At 55.0% G+C, this 18,453-nt stretch carries 14 protein-coding genes; 8 read left to right on the forward strand and 6 right to left on the reverse strand.

Annotation, left to right across the window (positions count from 1 at the left end):
- Positions 1-251: 251 nt before the first annotated feature.
- The 4 genes from H8B13_RS09715 (at position 252) to H8B13_RS09730 (ending at position 8,477) form a co-directional block, all read left to right on the forward strand.
- Positions 252-3,356 carry a SusC/RagA family TonB-linked outer membrane protein gene (locus H8B13_RS09715; protein ID WP_187310605.1) on the forward strand — a complete coding sequence of 1,035 codons (3,105 nt, stop codon included), beginning with the start codon at positions 252-254 and terminating at the stop codon, positions 3,354-3,356.
- Positions 3,357-3,386: 30 nt separating this feature from the next.
- Complete coding sequence (locus H8B13_RS09720) at positions 3,387-4,907, forward strand: SusD/RagB family nutrient-binding outer membrane lipoprotein (RefSeq protein ID WP_187310606.1); 1,521 nt, start codon at positions 3,387-3,389, stop codon at positions 4,905-4,907.
- 306 nt (positions 4,908-5,213) lie between these two features.
- Positions 5,214-6,749, forward strand: a complete 1,536-nt coding sequence (locus tag H8B13_RS09725; protein ID WP_187310607.1) for a S10 family peptidase — start codon at positions 5,214-5,216, stop codon at positions 6,747-6,749.
- Between the two features lie 126 nt (positions 6,750-6,875).
- The gene (locus H8B13_RS09730) at positions 6,876-8,477 is read left to right on the forward strand and encodes an amidohydrolase family protein (protein ID WP_187310608.1); all 1,602 of its coding nucleotides are present in this window, start codon (positions 6,876-6,878) and stop codon (positions 8,475-8,477) included.
- Between the two features lie 425 nt (positions 8,478-8,902).
- On the opposite strand, the gene H8B13_RS09735 is transcribed toward H8B13_RS09730, so the two are convergent.
- From H8B13_RS09735 to H8B13_RS09745, 3 genes are all read right to left on the reverse strand, one after another.
- A complete protein-coding gene (locus H8B13_RS09735; protein ID WP_187310609.1) occupies positions 8,903-10,051 on the reverse strand; it encodes a DegT/DnrJ/EryC1/StrS family aminotransferase in 1,149 nt (382 codons plus the stop codon).
- 219 nt (positions 10,052-10,270) lie between these two features.
- Positions 10,271-10,972: an acetyltransferase gene (locus tag H8B13_RS09740; protein WP_187310610.1), complete on the reverse strand. Its 702-nt coding sequence runs from the start codon at positions 10,970-10,972 to the stop codon at positions 10,271-10,273.
- Positions 10,969-11,628, reverse strand: a complete 660-nt coding sequence (locus H8B13_RS09745; RefSeq protein ID WP_187310611.1) for a sugar transferase — start codon at positions 11,626-11,628, stop codon at positions 10,969-10,971. Before H8B13_RS09745 ends, H8B13_RS09740 begins: the two co-directional genes overlap by 4 nt.
- 173 nt (positions 11,629-11,801) lie before the next feature.
- Between H8B13_RS09745 and ispE the strand changes: the two genes are divergently transcribed.
- Positions 11,802-12,614, forward strand: a complete 813-nt coding sequence (ispE, locus tag H8B13_RS09750; RefSeq protein ID WP_187310612.1) for a 4-(cytidine 5'-diphospho)-2-C-methyl-D-erythritol kinase — start codon at positions 11,802-11,804, stop codon at positions 12,612-12,614.
- Between the two features lie 10 nt (positions 12,615-12,624).
- Here ispE and H8B13_RS09755 read toward each other — a convergent pair whose 3' ends face one another.
- The 3 genes from H8B13_RS09755 to tgt all read right to left on the reverse strand — a co-directional run bounded on the left by H8B13_RS09755 (position 12,625) and on the right by tgt (position 15,855).
- Complete coding sequence (locus H8B13_RS09755; RefSeq protein ID WP_187310613.1) at positions 12,625-13,527, reverse strand: DMT family transporter; 903 nt, start codon at positions 13,525-13,527, stop codon at positions 12,625-12,627.
- Between the two features lie 45 nt (positions 13,528-13,572).
- Entirely contained in the window at positions 13,573-14,649 is a 1,077-nt protein-coding gene (locus H8B13_RS09760) for an LptF/LptG family permease (RefSeq protein WP_166074378.1), read from the reverse strand.
- A 75-nt stretch (positions 14,650-14,724) separates the two neighbouring features.
- Positions 14,725-15,855, reverse strand: a complete 1,131-nt coding sequence (gene tgt / locus H8B13_RS09765; RefSeq protein ID WP_187310614.1) for a tRNA guanosine(34) transglycosylase Tgt — start codon at positions 15,853-15,855, stop codon at positions 14,725-14,727.
- Between the two features lie 117 nt (positions 15,856-15,972).
- On the opposite strand from tgt, the gene H8B13_RS09770 reads away from it, so the two are divergent.
- From H8B13_RS09770 to rsmG, 3 genes are all read left to right on the forward strand, one after another.
- Complete coding sequence (locus H8B13_RS09770; protein WP_187310615.1) at positions 15,973-17,097, forward strand: glycosyltransferase; 1,125 nt, start codon at positions 15,973-15,975, stop codon at positions 17,095-17,097.
- Positions 17,088-17,711, forward strand: coding sequence for an RNA polymerase sigma factor (locus H8B13_RS09775; protein WP_084444334.1), 624 nt, complete (start codon positions 17,088-17,090; stop codon positions 17,709-17,711). Before H8B13_RS09770 ends, H8B13_RS09775 begins: the two co-directional genes overlap by 10 nt.
- Positions 17,712-17,817: 106 nt before the next feature.
- Positions 17,818-18,441 carry a 16S rRNA (guanine(527)-N(7))-methyltransferase RsmG gene (gene rsmG / locus H8B13_RS09780; RefSeq protein WP_187310616.1) on the forward strand — a complete coding sequence of 208 codons (624 nt, stop codon included), beginning with the start codon at positions 17,818-17,820 and terminating at the stop codon, positions 18,439-18,441.
- Positions 18,442-18,453: the final 12 nt, after the last annotated feature.

Below are 18,453 nucleotides of genomic sequence, written 5' to 3' on the forward strand. Positions count from 1 at the left end.
TCGAACTAAGGATAGCGCATCAAAAAACGTGAGCCAGTGGCGCTCATTATGCCCTCGTATGCCTATCCGGCGCAGCCCCTTCACTAGTCGCTTAACCTGACTGCCCCACGCGCTCTTAGAATCGCTCACGCCTTAGCCAGCTATAGGTTCAGGGCATTGGTTCGAAATCGTAGATCTTATTTATATGTCGTATTTTCTTATTTATATACCTTAATCCTATATCTTCCCTCCAAGAACCTAACCTGAATCTTATGAGAAGACATCTATTCTTGGTTTTTCTGTTCTTCAGCGTCTGCCGCCTGGCACTAGCCCAAGACAAAGAAATTACAGGCACTGTTGTTTCCAAGGAGGACAACTCCCCGATGCCGGGCGTCACGCTGGTGATCGAAGGCACGACCCGAGGCACCCAAACCGACGTGGGGGGCAAATTTAACTTGCAGGCCCCCGAGGGCGCCACGCTGGTTGTTTCCTTCATTGGCTTCCTGACGCAGAAAATACCCGTCACGAAGCAGAGTGTGTACAACATATCCATTGCCCAGGACTCGAAGCTGCTCAACGAAGTGGTGGTTACTTCCTTCGGCATTGAACGGGACAAGAAATCGCTGGGGTACGGGGTGAGTGGGGTCAGCGCCGAGCAGATCACCAAAGCTCCCGTAGCCGATGTAACGAATGCGTTGGCGGGCAAGGTGGCCGGGGTGCAGATCTCCGGTACCGGGGGGGGGCTTGCTAGTTCCAACATCACGATCCGGGGCTTCTCCAGTATCACGGGCAGCAATCAGCCCTTGTTCGTGATTGATGGCGTGCCCATTGATAACAGCGGGGGTGCCAATAGTGTAAACTCCGGGGTAGCGACCTCCAACCGGGCGGCGGATATCAATCCCGACGATATCGAAAGCATCAGTGTGCTGAAAGGCGCCGCGGCCACCGTGCTCTACGGGTCGCGGGCAGCCTCCGGCGTTATCCTCATTACCACCAAAAAAGGGAAGGCGGGTACCAAGAACTTGATTACTTTTTCCTCCAACTACGGGGCAGGGAGGATAAACCGGTTTCCTGACTTTCAGAATGAGTACGCCCAGGGCAACAACGGCACATACGCCAACAATGTCCCCGGTTCGTGGGGGCCGCGCATCACCGGGCAGACCGTCACCAACTGGTTTGGGGAAGAAGAGGTGCTGCAAGCCTACCCGAATAATGTGCGCGACATTCTGCAGACCTCGGCCTTTCTCCAGAATAACCTGAGCTTTTCCGGGGCGAGCGATAAAAGCAACTACCGCATATCCTACGGCAATACCTATGAGACGGGGCTGGTACCGGGCAATGAGTTGAAGAGAAACTCTTTCAACATCAATCTGGGCACGAGCTTAACGGATAAGCTGACGGTCAACACATCCATCAACTACATCAACAACCGCTCGGAGCGCACCCAGGCCGGCAACCAGGGCTCCAATCCCCTCTGGCGAGGCATCTATACGCCCCGAAGCTATAACCTGTCGGGCTTGCCCTACCAGAATGAGCTAGGAAGCCAGCTTTGGTTTGCCGCCGAGGACCAGCCTTACTGGGCCATCGAGCACGTGACCTACTCGGACGAGACGAACCGAGTATTTGGTAACGTGAACCTGGCTTATGACTTTACGGACTGGCTGCGGGCCGACTTCCGCATTGGGGGTGACGTGTTTTCTACGCGCAGCAAAGGCTTTGACGACAAAGGCATCCGAAGCAACGGCAATACCAACTCGGCCGGCGCCGGCGGCATACGGGACGCCGAGCTCTTTTCCCGCGACATTAACTCCTACCTCACGGTAACGGGCAACCGCAACCTCGGGCCCGACTTCCGCCTCACTGCCACCTTGGGCAACGAGGTGATATCCAACTACAGCAGTACGATAAACGCCGTTGGTCTGGGTATCGTGGTGCCGGGGTTTGATAACCTAAAGAACTTCCTGTCTTATAACCCTTCCGGCAGCATCACGGAGCGCCGGCTGATGGGATTCTTCGGCGACTTTATTCTCGATTACAAAAACTTCCTCACCCTAAACATCAAAGGCCGAAACGACTTTTCCTCGACCCTGACCAAGGGCAACCGGTCTATCTTCTATCCCGCGGTAGCGGTGAGCTTTGTGCCCACCGATGCCTTTCCCCAGTTGAAAGGAAACATCCTGTCTTCGGCGAAGATTCGGGCCAACGTGGGAGAAGTAGGCAAGGGGGCCGCCGTGTACAGCACCAGCACCTACTGGGGCCAGGCGAGTGCCGCCGATGGCTGGGGCTCTACCACAGTTAACTTTCCCTTTAATGGCTTAGCGGGCTTTACCTACAACAACTCCGCCGGCAATCCGAACCTCAAGCCGGAGTTTACGCGGGAGATAGAACTCGGCACGGAGCTGAGCTTCTTTAAGGACCGCTTGTACCTCGATGCCTCGGTGTACCGCAGAGACACCCGCAACCTGATTTTCGCGGTGCCAGTGCCGGCGACCTCCGGTTTTACCAGCTCGATCACCAACGCTGGCAAGCTGTCCACCAAAGGGCTGGAGGTACTGCTGTCGGGCAGCCCGATTAAAACCGCGAATTTCCGCTGGGAGTCTATTCTCAACTTCACCACCTTCCGGACTGTTGTCGAGGAGCTAGCCCCGGGCGTGGAAAGACTGACCATTGGGGGCTTTACTTCCCCGAACACCCAGGCCGTGGCCGGCCAGCAGTACGGCCTGATCTACTCGACCAACTACCTTAAGGATGAGCAGGGCAGACTCCGGATCGGGGCTAACGGGCTGCCGCTGACGGCGCCCGGCGTATCGGCCATTGGTAACCCGAATGCGCGGTTTACCATGGGCCTGACCAATACCTTCACCTACAAAGGCTTGAGTTTATCCTTGCTGCTGGACTGGAAGTACAAGGGCGATATTCTCTCCCGCACGGTGGGTGATTTACGGATTCAGGGCGTGGCGGCGGAAACGGCCGAGTTCCCCCGCTTTAACCCGGATGGTACCCTGAACAAGCCTTACCTATTCGAGGGGGTGTTGGCCGATGGCCGCCCCAACGACGTGTACGTGACGGCCCAGGACTACTGGGGCCTGCGCGGCAAGTATGTCGCCTGGGCTGGCTACGTCCACGATGCCTCATTTGTGAAGCTGCGCGAGGCGAACCTGAGCTATAGTCTGCCCCAGCCGATGCTGGCCAAAGTAGGCTTTATCGACGCGCTGCAGGTATCGCTGTATGGCCGCAACCTATTCGTGCATGCGCCGAACTACCCGCACCTCGATCCGGAGCAGAACCTGCAAGGAGTGAGCAACTCCCGCGGGCTGGAGTTTGGTATTCAGCCCGTAGCCCGGACAGTCGGGGCCAGCTTACGGGCTACCTTCTAACTTTTCCTTTCCTGCAGTTACCGCACACTCATGAAATACCCTAAACTCCTATCCATCGCACTGGTGTCGGCCGGGTTGATTTTCCCCTCGTGTGACAGCTTTTTCGATGTAAACGATGATCCGAACAACATCACCGTAGCCCGCGCTACCGAGATTCTGCCAGCCGCCACTACCAATCTTGGCTTCATGGGGGTAAGCGATTTGATGCGCTACAGCAACCTGATCATGCAGCAGTTTTCTGCGCAGGGGCCGGTATTAAATAACACCTTCACCAACTACGAGCGCTACTCCATCAGCGACTCGGATGTAAACAATACGTGGAACTCTATTTTTGCGGGTATTCTCGCCGATCTGGAGCAGTTGATTAAAGTATCCACGGAGAATGGCAGCCCCCACTACACCGGGGTTGCCAAAATTCTAAAGGCTTATACCTACCAAGTAACGGTGGATGCCTGGGGCGATGTGCCGTACACCGAAGGGCTTAAATTTGGGGAGCTCCAATACCCGAAGTACGATGATGACGCCGCCATTTACCCGCAACTCATTGCCCTGCTGGATGAGGGTATCGCGGATCTGAATGCGCCAACCTCCCTGCTGGAGCCCAACAGCTTTACCACCATCTATGCCGCTCCGACCTGGGCCGCGTCCAAAGTAAAATGGGAGCGGCTGGCCAATACGCTCAAGCTGCGAATGTTTTTGCACTACAGTGAGTCTGATCCGGCCTTTGCCTCTCAGCAGATCAGGGCCCTTATCAGCAGTGGCGCGGAGTTCATGAAGGCCAATGACGACAACTTCCAGATGATGTTCCTCAACCAGGCACAGCGGCAAAATCCGCTGGCCAGCATTGAGGGGGGGCAGTTCAGAGATCAGTTTTTCCCCAACCGCTTTCTGGTGGACCTGATGAACACCAAGGAAGACCCCCGGCGGACGGCCTACTTTATCCCCTTCCCGTTCAACTCCACCTCGTATAAGGGCTCGACCATTCTGGACCCCACGCCGTCGGCGCTGTATTCGCGGCTGCACAGCTACCTCAAGGGCACCGCTTCGGCCGTTAATCCCGCGGGCGTGCTCGCGAACGGAAGCATACAGGGCACGGCCATCACCTACGGCGGCGACGCGCCCTCCAGGCTGCTGCTGTACTCCGAGTATAACTTTATCCGCGCCGAAGCCGCGTTACGCTTCGGGGCCCCCGGCGATGCCGAAACATTCTTCCGCGAAGGTATCCGGGCCTCCCTGAGTAACGCCAACGCAACCCCAGCCGCCATTACAACTTACCTGGGGGCACATGGCACCCTAACCGGCACACCAGCGGCGAGGCTTGAGCAGATCATCAACCAGAAATACATTGCCAATTTCGGCGTGGTGATGGAAAACTGGACGGACTGGCGCCGAACCGGCTATCCCAACATCAAGCCCATCCCGACCCCAATTGCCGTGTGGAATGGCGTGCCCAGGTCGCTGTTCTATCCCTTCAACGAAATAAGCAGCAACCCCAATATCAAGCAGAAAGCAACCTTGCTGGAAAGAGTATTCTGGGACACGCGGCCCTAGCGGGGGCGGCGCGTCTCACCTTCTCTCCTGTAAGGTGCGCCGGAGGGCACCCTTTTATAAACGCCTCTGCTAGTTTTTGCACCTCGAGTAGCTACCGCCAGTTCCCCTACTACGTTCGCCGCGCGCGGCGAACGTAGTAGAATTTGCCCCCCAGTTGGTTGGCCAACGCGCCGCCATGCATCATTATTCAAGACGGCACGGACTAGAGGATAAACAATAGCGCGGGCCACGAAACGACGGACGACGAAAACGTCTACTGAGTGCTACCCTGATCCTGCTCCTTATCTCAGGCTTAACGACTACCACATGAAACGACTCTACCTCTTCTTCCTTCTCCTCTCCGTTGCTTTGCCCCCCGTAGAGGCGCAGAAGCTTTCCCTGGCCCTGGACTCAACGGTACGCACCAAACACGAGGTCACGGTAAAAGGGAAACGTATTCCCTACACCGCCACCGCCGGCACCCAACCCGTTTGGGATGAGAAGGGCAAGCCGGTAGCCGGACTTTTCTACACCTACTACGAGCGTTCAGATGTCAAGGATAAGGCCAACCGCCCCCTGATCATTTCCTTCAACGGCGGTCCGGGTTCCGCGTCGGTGTGGATGCACATTGCCTATACCGGGCCCCGGCTGCTGAACATTGACAAGGAAGGCTACCCCTTGCAGCCCTACGGGATAAAGGAGAACCCACACTCCATTCTAGATGTAGCCGACATCGTGTATGTCAACCCGGTAAACACAGGTCTTTCCCGAGCGGTCGATACGCTGAAGGCCGAGGCGGTCGCCAAACGATTTTTTGGCGTGAATGCCGACATCAAGTACTTGGCCGGCTGGATAAACACCTTCGTCGGCCGCCAGAAACGGTGGGCGTCACCCAAGTACCTGATCGGCGAGAGCTATGGCACCACCCGGGTGTCGGGCCTGGCCCTGGAGCTGCAGAATGCACACTGGATGTACCTGAACGGGGTGATTCTGGTGTCGCCCACGGAGCTCGGCATCAAGCGCGAAGGCCCGGTCGCCGCCGCCAGCATGCTGCCATATTACGCCGCCACGGCCTGGCATCATAAGCTCTTAGCGTCAGACCTGCAGCAAAAAGATTTGACGGCTATGCTGCCCGAAGTAGAGGAGTTCACGATTAACGAGCTGATTCCGGCTATTACCAGAGGGTGGAGCCTCGGGGACCAGAAGAAAAAAGAAATTGCCGGCAAGATGGCCCACTACTCCGGCTTATCAGCAGAGGTAATTCTACAGCAAAATCTGAACGTGCCGCCAGCTTTTTTCTGGAAAGAGTTGCTGCGTAAGGAAGGCTACACCATTGGCCGACTCGACTCCCGCTATATTGGAATTGATAAGCAGGAGGTAGGCTTGCAGCCGGATTATGCGCCGGAGCTTACTTCGTGGCTGCACTCATTTACCCCCGCCATTAACATGTACATAAGCGAGGAGCTGAAATACAAGACCGACATAAAGTACAATATGTTTGGGCCGGTGCGCCCCTGGGACAACAGCGACGATAACACCGGTGACAACCTGCGGCAGGCCATGGCCCAAAACCCAAACTTGCACCTGATGGTACAGTCGGGTTACTACGATGGCGCCTGCGACTACTTCAATGCGAAATACAACATGTGGCAAATGGACCCCAGCGGTAAAATGAAGGATCGTATGAGCTTCAAAGGCTACCGCAGCGGGCACATGATGTACCTGCGCAGCGAGGATCTGGCCACCTCCAACGAGGATATCCGGGAGTTTATCCGGGCTTCTTTACCGAAGTCCGGCCAGCCGGCCCAGTATACCCGCAAGAAAGTGGAGGGAGGAAAGCCAACAGGGCAAACGAACAGATAACCGGCTGCACATTGCGCTACCTATCCGTTTTGATTTACGCTAGCCAGAACCTTAGCCACATTATCACCCCATTCGAAGCTCTGTTTCCGCTAGGAGGCAGAGCTTTGTAGTAAAAGTTACATCCGTATGCAGTTTCACAAAACACTTTTTCTGCTCCTGTGCCTGCTGGCTCAATTACGCCTAGCCGCGCAGCCGCAGCCCGCGGCGGTGCCCAACCGGCAGGAGGGAGAAGGACCGTGGCCGCAGCTTATCATCAGGGGTGTTATTCTTATCAACAGCACCGGTTCGCCGCCCCTGGGTCCGGTAGATATTGTGGTGGAAAACAACCGCATTACCGATGTCCGGATGGTGGGCACTACGGCGCTGCCCATAGATGCCACAAAACGCCCCTCACTGAAACCAGGCGGCAAGGAGCTGGACGCAACGGGTATGTACCTGCTGCCGGGCTTCGTGGATACTCATGCCCATATTGGCAACAACAATGGATCCGATGCCAGCTATGTCTATAAGCTTTGGATGGCGCACGGCGTGACTACCATTCGGGAGCCCTCGGCGGGCAATGGACTGGTCTGGACGCTGGAGCAGAAAAAGAAAAGCGCCCAGAACACAATTACCGCCCCCCGCATACGAGCCTATACCCGGTTTGGCATGGGCAGCAAACAACCCATTTCCACGCCCCAGCAGGCCCGCGACTGGGTCAGGCAGAATGCCAAAGCTGGGGCCGATGGAATCAAGTTTTTCGGGGCCGCACCTGAAATCATGCAGGCTGCCGCCGCGGAAAACAAGAAGCTGGGCCTAAAATCGGCTATCCACCATTCTCAGACGGATGTAGGCCGTTGGAATGCCATGCACAGTGCCCAAGCTGGCATCAGCTCGTTAGAGCACTGGTATGGCCTGCCCGAAGCCATGTTTACGGACCGTACGGTGCAGCATTACGACCTGGACTACAACTACACCAACGAACAAAACCGTTTCGAGGGCGCCGGCACCTTGTGGAAACAAACCGCCGCGCCTTTCTCGCCGAAATGGAATAAGGTGATGAATGAGTTGATCGCGCTGGACTTTACCCTGTGCCCAACTTTTAATATTTACGAGGCCAACCGCGACCTAATGAGAGCTCGCACCGCAGAGTGGCACCAGGATTACACCATGCCCGAACTCTGGAAGTTTTACACCCCCAGTTGGAATGCGCATGGCTCGTACTGGCACTCCTGGGGCACGGAGCAGGAGGTGCAGTGGAGAGAAAACTTCAGGCTGTGGATGGCTTTTATCAATGAATATAAAAACCGAGGTGGCAGGGTTACAGTAGGTACTGATTCGGGTTTTATTTACGAGCTTTTTGGTTTTGCATATCCGCGCGAGATGGAACTGCTACGGGAGGCAGGATTTCACCCGCTGGAGGTTATAAAAGCGGCCACCCTGAACGGGGCAGAACTGCTGGGAATGGAAAAGGAAATTGGTAGTGTCGAGATTGGTAAGCTGGCTGATTTTGTCATTGTGGAGGAGAATCCTCTCAAAGACTTCAAAGTTTTATATGGCACCGGGGCCATCAGGCTGGCAGAAAATAATCAGGTGAGTAGGGTAGGGGGAGTGAAGTATACCATCAAAGATGGCATCATCTACGATGCAAAGGAGTTACTTGCTCAGGTGAAAAAAATGGTTGAAAAAGAGAAAGCTAAAACAGGCTTTCAGATTACTCAACCCGGTGTAGCGCCTCACAAACACTGACTTGAATCAAGCCTTAAAACGGAATATGGCCCCGCTCAATGTTGCGCGCTATTCGCCAGCAGCTACTTCTGTTCGCTCGTCTTCGTCGGACTCTTTTTGACCAAAGGTGTTTTTCAGCCTATCGTTTCATGGCAGGCTCTACGCCCGGCGAAAGTGAATGGCTGTCAGCAAGCCGTTCATCACATAAAGCAATCTTTTCGATTAAACATCTGCTCGCACTCTTTGCCCAGTTGTGCGGCTGTCGGGTGGGAAGTAGGTAAAAGCTAGGAGTGGCGGCTCCTTATACGTTGGACGCTCTCCCCGGAGAAATTGCTTAGCGTAATCGAATCTATAACTGCCAGCTTTAAAAATCGAGCAATCTTTCTTCTGTAATTACCCCTGCTTTTTAAAGCTCTACTAGGTTGGTTACCAATCATTAAGATATGCTAACCAATACCAGCCGCCTCCCGCACGGCTCCTGCCACGCGGCGCAAATCCTCGTCCGTCATAGCGGAGCCGGAGGGTAGGCATAGGCCCCGGTCAAACAGCTCCTCGCAGACGCTGCCACCGTAATGGGGGGCATTTTGGAAGAGGGGCTGTAGATGCAGGGGTTTCCAGAGCGGGCGGGCTTCGATATTGCGCGTTTCGAGGTGGAGACGCACCTGCTCAGGTGTAATGCTGGTGTGAGCGGGGTCGAGGAGGATGGTGGTGAGCCAGCGGTTGGAGCGGCTGCCAGCGGGCTCCTGGGGGGCAAATTGCAGGACCGGCAAGTCGGTGAGGTGACGCTGGTACCAGCCGTAGATTTCGCGACGCTTTTTTACGCGGTCGTCCAACAGCTCCATCTGGCCCCGGCCGATGCCCGCGAGTATATTGCTGAGACGGTAGTTATAGCCCGTGGCGGAGTGCTGGTAGTGCGGGGCCGGGTCTTTGGCCTGGGTAGCTAAAAAACGAGCTTGCTGAGCTAAATCCGCGTTATTGGTAACAAGCGCGCCGCCGCCGCTGGTAGTCAGAATCTTATTGCCGTTAAACGAAAAGACACCCAATGCTCCAAATGTGCCCAGCGCTTGCTTGTTGTAGCAGGAGCCTAAGGCTTCGGCAGCGTCTTCGAGTACTGGGATGTTAAACTCGTCGGCTATAGCCAGAATCTCGCGCAGTTGGGCTGGCATGCCATATAAGTGAACCAGCAACAGAGCTTTGGGCTTTTTACCTTTTCGCAGACGGTCTTCAATGGCTTCCCGCAAGCGCACCGGACACATATTCCAGGTTTGCAACTCACTATCAATGAATACTGGCGTGGCCCCCAGGTATACAATAGGGTTGGCCGTAGCTACGAAAGTGAAAGAGGAGCAGAGCACTTCATCGCCGACGCCCACACCTAACAAAATTAACCCCAAATGAATAGCGGCAGTGCCCGAGTTGAGCGCGACGCAATGGGAGGCGCCGGTGAATTGGCAGATATCAGCCTCAAAGCCCGTAATGTTGGGGCCGGCAGGGGCTACCCAATTATCCTCAATAGCCTTGTGCACATAATTCAGTTCGTGACGACCAAGGTGGGGCGGGGAAAGAAAAATACGGTCGTGATCCTGGCTGCGCATAAAGTGGGATAATGTATGCCAAGCGTTCTTGCACAGCCGGAGCTTCCAGTGCAGATGAATACGTTGTTTCTTAGCAATGTTTTGCTAGCTTATATAGTGCCAGTCGTAGAACGGTAGGGCGTGAATTTGCAGCCGTTTATAGTAAACATAGACCTCGTTGGAGCTGTTTGAAATAGTCAAGAAGCTGGCTGTCAGATGACAAGTAGTTGCCTAAAAACACTAGCTGGCGTGATGTTTTATCACGGTGGCCGGAACACCGACGGCAGTGCAGCTGGGGGGCAAATCGCGGACGGCAACGGCTCCGGCCCCTACAATGGCGTGGGCACCAACGCGCACCCGATCAATAACGGTGGCATTGGTACCCAAATACACGCCGGTTTCCAAGTGAGCTGCGCCCCCAATATTTGCGTGCGGCATTAAGGAGCAAAAATCGCCCAATACTGCATCGTGACCGATGGTGCAGCCGAGGTTGAGAAGGACATGCTTGCCCAATACAATATCGCAGGTCAGGATGCACCCTTGGCTGATAATGCAACCTACGCCCAATTCTACCTGCTGATAAGGCGCGCAAGCTACGGCCGGGTGAATGAGCGTAGCGAAAGAGAGCTGCGGCGACGTAAGTTTATCAACCACGTTGGCCCGGCTCCGGCTATTGCCCACCGCTACCGTTACGTGGAATGGCTCGGTTACAGCATTCAGGTCGGCGGCAGTACCTAAGTAGGGCACGCCATGAATAGAGTCTGCCTCAGGGCGCACGTCGTCATAGAAACCAGTGATATGCCAGGTGGGCTCGTATTCGTTGATCTGCTGAATCAGCATGAGCACTTCACGACCAAGTCCGCCAGCCCCAAAAATGGCCAACGGACGGGTGATAGGAGGCTGGTCGGCTTCTTCGTACTCAGAGAAAAAAAGCTTGGTCATGAGGGTGAGTTGTCGGCAATGGTGGGGGCGGGGGAGCCGCGAAAGACTTCGGTGGTGGCTTGGCCGGGGGTAGTAATGCCTTGAGCACCAAGCACCCGCCGCACGGTACGGGCTAAAATGAGCAGGTCGAGGCGCCAAGATACGCGTTCAACGTACCAGACATCGTAAACGAATTTCTGCTCCCAGCTAATGGCGTTGCGCCCATTTACCTGTGCCCAGCCCGTCAGGCCGGGGCGTACGCTGTGGCGGCGGGCCTGCTCGGGGGAATACAACGGCAGATACTCTGGCAACAACGGCCGCGGGCCTACTAGGCTCAGGTCGCCGCGCAGCACGTTCCAAAGTTGCGGTAGCTCATCGATGGAAGTAGCGCGCAGCCAGCGACCCAGGCGCGGCAGTCGCGCCGCATCGGGCAAAAGCTGACCATGAGCATCGCGCTGGCTGGTCATGGTTTGCAGTTTATACAGCCAAAAAAGCCCCCCATGAAGGCCGGGCCGCTGCTGCCGAAACAGAAATTGCCCCCCGTTCTGCACCGCCAAAAAGCCCCCTGCCAGCAGCAGGACCGGCAGCGTGGCCACCAGCAGCGGCCCGGCCAGCACCACATCGAGCAGGCGCTTGCCCCAGGCTTGGTACCAATCGGTAGGCGGCGGTTGAGACATGAAACAATAGATTGAGTTGAGGCAAATTTATCGTTTTCTGAGGCGTTCGTAGCGCAAGCTTTCGTGGTTTGCGCTAGGTTTGGGCTTTGGGTGATTTATAACAGGAACAGGGAAGCAGGAAATCTGCCCCTGCCACCTCCTAAACCCAACAGACAACGCCTACGCTACTTTCTATGCTCGTTTTTCCGAATGCTAAGCTCAACCTTGGCCTGTACATCACTGGCCTGCGGCCTGATGGCTTTCGCAACCTCGAATCGGTGTTCGTGCCGCTGCCGTGGAGCGATGCGTTGGAAGTGCTGCCCGCCGATTCGGATTCCCTCGCCCTGACGGGTATTCCGATTCCTGGCGAGCCCAGCACGAACTTATGTTGGCGAGCATACGAGCTGCTGCGGACCGACTTTAATTTGCCCCCCGTGCAGATGCATTTGCATAAAATAGTGCCCATCGGCGCTGGCTTGGGTGGGGGCTCTGCTGATGCGGCCTTCGCGCTGCGGGCGTTGAACGAACTGTTTGAGCTAAAACTATCCCCCGAAATACTGGAGACTTACGCCCGCCGCTTAGGTAGCGACTGTGCGTTCTTCATTCAGAATAAGCCCGTATTTGCCCACGAAAAAGGCGACGTATTTGCGCCAATTGACCTTAATCTGACAGGAGTTGCCTGCAAGGTTATCTACCCCAATCTGCACATTAGCACAGGCGAGGCTTATTCTCGCGTAGCGCCTCGAACGCCGCGCCACGATTTGCGCGCGAGTCTGGCGCAGCCGATAGAAACGTGGCGCAATACGGTGAGCAACGATTTTGAAGAAGCCTTGACGCCGCATTATCCGGTGCTGGGCGAGCTGAAGGCTGCGTTATATGCAGCTGGTGCTGCTTATGCTAGCTTATCAGGCTCGGGCTCAGCGGTGTATGGGCTGTTTCCGGGCCGCGAAATGCCCCCCAACGTGCCTGTTGCAGCCGATTATTTGGTGTGGAGCGGCGTGTTGTAATCCGTGGGACTTATACAACGGTGACGGGCCGTTGGCGGCGCTGATTCCACTGATCGAGCACCGGATGAATGAGGACGCTGAATAGAATGACAAGCGTGCCCAAGTAGAAGCCTAACGACATTTTTTCTTCCGACCCAAAAATAAGAACCGCCAGCACAATGCCGTACACAGGCTCCAGGTTGGTAGTCAGGTTGATAACGAAAGCCGACAGACGCTTCATCAATTCAATCGAGGCCGAGAAAGCGTAGACCGTGCATACGCCGGCCAGCATTAGCAGCCATAGCCAATCCCAGGAAACAAGAGCCAGATGTAAGCCTGCGCCTTCCGTAAAATACAGGCTGTAAACCGGGAAGAACAGCACGATAGATAAGCAGGCACCCATCATCTCGTAAAACGTCAGGCGCAGGGGCGAGTGCTGCTTCACCAGCTTGACATTGAGCACACTAAACAGCGCTGACAAACCCGCCGAGAGAATGGCAACAGCCAGCCCCAGCAGTTGGTCAAACTCGGCCTGCGACACTAGGTAAAGCCCCACCATCGTTAGCAAACCCAGAAAAACCTCGTAGCCCCGTATCCGGCGCCACAGCAAGAGGGGCTCCAGCAGCGAGGTCCAGAGAGCCAGCGTTGCCATACCGGCTAGGCACACGCTCACGGACGAAAGGCGGGCGGCGAGGAAGAAGGTAATCCAGTGCACAGCCACCAAGGAGCCCACACTGAGCAAGCGCACCGCCTGGCCGAGTGGTATGCGCACGCTTTGCTTTTTGAGGGTCAACAGTAGGCCCAAGCCGGTAGTGGCCAGCAGCGTCCGCCAGAACACTAGCTCTACCGGCGGCACCGAAATAAGCTTTCCTAGAATAGCCGTGAAGCCCCACAGCAAAACAATAAAGTGTAGGCGTAGGTAGTCTTTGAGCATATCTCGGGGGGCTTTTTTATTCGTGATGGGGTAGGTGAGGCCTGTTTATTTCGGCACCAACCTATACAGGACTAGCCCAATGACGGAGAACACCATACTGGGAATCCAAGCTGCCAGCAGAGGCGACAGCGACCCGACAGCAGCCAAGTTGCGGCTCAGAATCACGAAGATGATAAAGATGAAAGCCAGCACGAAGCCCAGCGCAATTTTGCCCCCCACGCCACTGCGCGACTTGCCCGCGCTCAAAATAACGCCGATGACAGTCAGAATAAGGATGGCAAACGGGTAGGCGTAGCGCTCGTACTTCTCGCTCAAATACGTTTGGGTATCGCTGGCGCCGCGGTCGATTTTCTGCTGAATAAATCGGTTCAACTCGGGCAACGTGAGCGTTTCGGCCAGGCGATAGGTGCTGGCAAAGTCCTTAGGATACAGGTTGAGCGTGGTGTCGCGGGCCGGGTAGGACTTTAGGCTTTCGTTCTGCCCGTCGAAGGTGCGCACTAGTTGGGGTGAGAGACGCCAGGCCCGTTTTACCGAGTCCCATGTAATGGCGTCGGCGGTGAGGCGGCGCTTGAGCGTAGTGCCCTCAATGTCCTCCAGTGCGAAGCGGTAACCGATATTATTCGTGTTATCGTAGCTCTCCATGTAGGCGTAGCTGCGTGGCCCCACTTTAATATGCACGTTGCGCTGATCGAAGCGAAACTGCCGCTTGGTGTATTTGCGCTCGAACTCCACCCGCGTTTTACTGGTAATCGGAATTACCCAACCAATAAGGCCAAATGTGGCCACGCCGATAATAACGCCCCCCATTACATACGGCACCAAGAGCCGTGGAAAACTAATCCCACTGGCCAGAATCGCCACAATTTCAGTACGCGAGGCGAGCTGCGCCGTTACGAAAACGACGGCAATAAATACCGTAATGGGCGAGAGCAGATTGGCGAAATAGGGGAACAGATTGACGTAATAATCAAGGATAATCGTCTTAGCAGCCAGGTTATGCTTGATAAAATCGTCGTTCTTCTCTGTGAAGTCGATCACACAAATTACAGCCACCAACATCACAACCGTGAACAGAAACGCGGTCAGGAATTTTTTGAGGATGTACTTATCGAGAAGCTTCACTTCGAGTTGCGTTAATGTGTTTTCGTGGATGATCAGCTAGGTATTCCTACTCAGCACGAGCAACGAAATACAAACTTATAATCGGGTCATTACCTGTTTCACCATGTTCTCCTTCCACTCTCGGAAGGTGCCGGCGATGATGTGGGCGCGCGCTTGCTTTACCAGCCAGAGGTAAAAAGTGAGGTTGTGAATAGAGGCAATCTGCGGGCCGAGCATTTCCTGGCTCTGGAATAAATGCCGAACGTAGGCCCGCGTATAAAACGTACTCACGTAGCCACCAAGTTCAGCATCAATCGGCTCAAAGTCAGTCGCCCATTTCTTATTGGTGATGTTGATGATGCCTTGCGTGGTGAACAGCATGCCATTGCGGGCATTGCGTGTGGGCATCACACAGTCGAACATATCCACGCCGAGCGCGATGTTTTCCAGGATATTAGCCGGCGTACCCACACCCATGAGGTAGCGGGGCTTGTCGGGGGGCAAAATATCGCATACCAGCTCGGTCATCTCGTACATCAACTCGGCGGGCTCACCCACGCTCAGGCCGCCGATGGCGTTGCCTTCGCGCTGCTGCTCGGCTATAAACTCGGCTGATTTAATGCGCAGATCTTTGAAGGTGCTGCCCTGTACAATGGGGAAAAGCGTTTGCTCGTAACCGTAGTGACCCTCCGTGTTGTCGAAGCGCTGAATGCAGCGTGTGAGCCAGCGGTGCGTCATATCCAAGGAGCGGCGGGCGTAGTCGTACTCACAGGGCCACGGCGTGCACTCATCGAAAGCCATGATAATATCGGCCCCGATAGTGCGCTGAATATCCATCACGCCCTCCGGCGAAAACAAATGCTGGGAGCCATCAATATGGGAGCGAAACTTGACGCCTTCCTCCTTGATCTTGCGGGTGTTACTTAAAGAGTACACTTGGTAGCCTCCGCTGTCAGTCAGAATCGGATGGTCCCAGCCGTTGAATTTGTGTAGGCCGCCAGCTTGGCGCAGAATGTCGAGGCCGGGCCGCAGATACAGATGGTAGGTATTGCCGAGGATAATCTGGGCTTGTACGTCGTTGGTGAGGTCGCGCTGCTGCACGGCTTTCACGGTGCCAGCTGTGCCAACGGGCATAAAAATGGGCGTCTCGATGGCGCCGTGGGCGGTATGCACCACGCCGGCGCGGGCTTTGGTCTGCGGATCGTGGGCTACTAAATCGAAGGTCATCTAATCACTAAGAGGGGTTTCCGGCGAGCGTTGGCGGGAAACGACGGTAGAATCTGCAAAGGTAGCCCGCTGCCCGTGATTAATACCTAATTTTGCCCCCCACTGACCCTCCGCGCCTTGTCCCTGCCTTTTTCGCCCGCGGTCTGGCTGTTGCTGGCGTGCGTGCTAGTTCAGCTCTACTACGCCGGCTATTATTTTCTATCCTTTATTAGTCGCCCCATTTCGGCTGCGCCTGATGAAGCTGCGGCGGAGCCCGTTTCAGTGGTAGTGTGTGCTCATAATGAGCTGGAAAACCTACGGCGGTTGCTGCCACTATTAATACAGCAAGATTACCCAGCAGGCTTCGAGGTAATTCTGGTTGACGACCGCTCGACTGATGGCACTGCCAGCTTCATTCAGCAATTCACCCAGATTTACCCGCACGTACGCTTAGTATCCGTATTAAATACGCCAGCCGAGCTTTCGCCGAAGAAGTATGCCCTTACATTGGGTATAAAAGCCGCCCGATACGAGCAGTTGCTCTTTACCGATGCTGACTGCTGCCCTGCTGCAAATCAGTGGATCAAATCCATGCAAAGTGGCTTTGCGCAGCCCGCCGATATTGTGCTTGGTTACTCAGGATACGCGTCAGGCCCAGGGTTTTTGAATAAGCTGATTCGGTTTGAAACCTTGCTGACCGGAGCACAGTATCTGTCGTTCGCGTGGCGTGGTAATCCCTATATGGGAGTGGGGCGAAATCTGGCTTATACCAAAAGCTGTTTTCAAGCTACCAAAGGCTTTGCTTCTCACTTGCGGCGCTTGGGCGGCGACGACGACCTGCTGGTGCAGGATGCCGTAGCGCAAGGGCAGCGAGTGGCCGTTCAGGCGCATCCAGCCGCTCAAACCGTGAGTTGGCCGGCTCTAACCTGGGCGGCGTGGTGGCGGCAAAAGCGGCGTCATTTATCGGCCGGACCGCGCTACTCTTGGAAAGATCAGGTCCGAATTGGAACGTTTATTGGTACTAATCTACTTTTTTATTTCACAGCAACTTTGCTCGTATTTTCCCGGCCCGATTGGATACCTTTGGCCGTCATATGGGCAGTTCGCACGGGGGCGATGAGCGCAACCCACGCTCGGCTCGGCCGTCATTTAGCCGACCGTCTGCCTTTTTGGCTGTTACCAGTCCTCGACGCAGTTTATTTTTTTAATTATTTCGCTCTGGGAATTTCACTGTTCCTCTACCGCACCCTCCGATGGAAGTAAACAACCAGGAAATACAGAAACAATTCTCCGCCAAAGCTAAGCATGACTTCAAGCTAATTCGGGCCGCCGTTGAGCAGGGCGACGAAAAAGCCTACGCCGAGCTGATGCAGATTTACAAGAAGCCGGTGTACCATGTTGTGCTCAAAATGGTGCGCAACCCCGACGACGCCGAGGACTTAACCATTGAGGCATTTGCCAAAGCATTCCGCAACCTGCACAAGTTCAACCCCGAGTACGCCTTCAGCACCTGGCTGTTTCGCATAGCCACCAACAACTGCATCGACTTTATTCGCAAGAATAAGATCAAGACGATGTCGATTGACTCGGCTATCAAGATTGACAACGGTGACGAAATCACGATTGACTTCCGCGACCAGAACCTAAATCCGCAGGAGTCGGCCATCAAGAACCAGAAGATCGAAATCATGCAGCACGTCGTATCCCGGCTGCCCGATAAGTACCAGCGCTTGGTTACGCTGCGCTACTTCGACGAGTTGAGCTACGAAGAAATTGCCACCGAGCTAAAAGCCCCGCTTGGCACCGTTAAAGCCCAGCTGCACCGCGCCCGCGAGTTGCTCTATGACATGGTGAAGAACAAGAAGCACATCATCTAAAAAAAGCCCCCCAGATATTTTCTGGGGGGCTTTTTTGGTTATAAACATGTGGTGCCACGACAAAAAGTGATAGTACTACATAAGCAAGCATCGTAGTTTTGTTCTCATGGACCTGATTCACCATTACTTCCCGCACCTTACCGACCAGCAGCGTCAGCGTTTTCAGCAACTCGAGGTAGAGTTTAAAAGCTGGAATGAGCGCCTGAATCTTGTGGCGCGAACCGATGTCGAAAACTTAGTGGAGCGCCACTTTCTGCACTCCTTGGGCATTGCGAAGGTGGTAGAATTTACGTCTGGCAGTTCGGTTCTGGATGTAGGCACAGGTGGTGGCCTGCCGGGCTTGCCGCTGGCTATTCTGTTTCCCGAAGTGAAATTTCACCTCGTTGATAGTATCGGCAAAAAGATTCATGCAGTGCAGGAAATGGCGTTAGCCCTTCATCTCACTAACGTCACGGCTGAGCAGACGCGCGCCGAACAGGTTCGCCATAAGTTTGACTACATAGTGAGCCGTGCTGTGGCGCGCTTAGCCACCTTTCATACCTGGATTGCCCAGCGCTACAAGCGCACCGGCGACGCTACCAGCGGCTTGTACTATTTGAAAGGCGGCGATTTAACGGAAGAAATAGCCGAAGCAGGCCTGCCTGCCACTTTATTTGACCTAAGCGACTATTTCAAGGAAGAGTTTTTCGAGACGAAGAAAGTCGTCTTCGTGCCCGCAACTACTGTATAGCGCTTCATCTTG

The sequence above is a fragment of the Hymenobacter sp. BT188 genome, from assembly GCF_014333585.1.
Taxonomy (GTDB): Bacteria; Bacteroidota; Bacteroidia; order Cytophagales; family Hymenobacteraceae; genus Hymenobacter.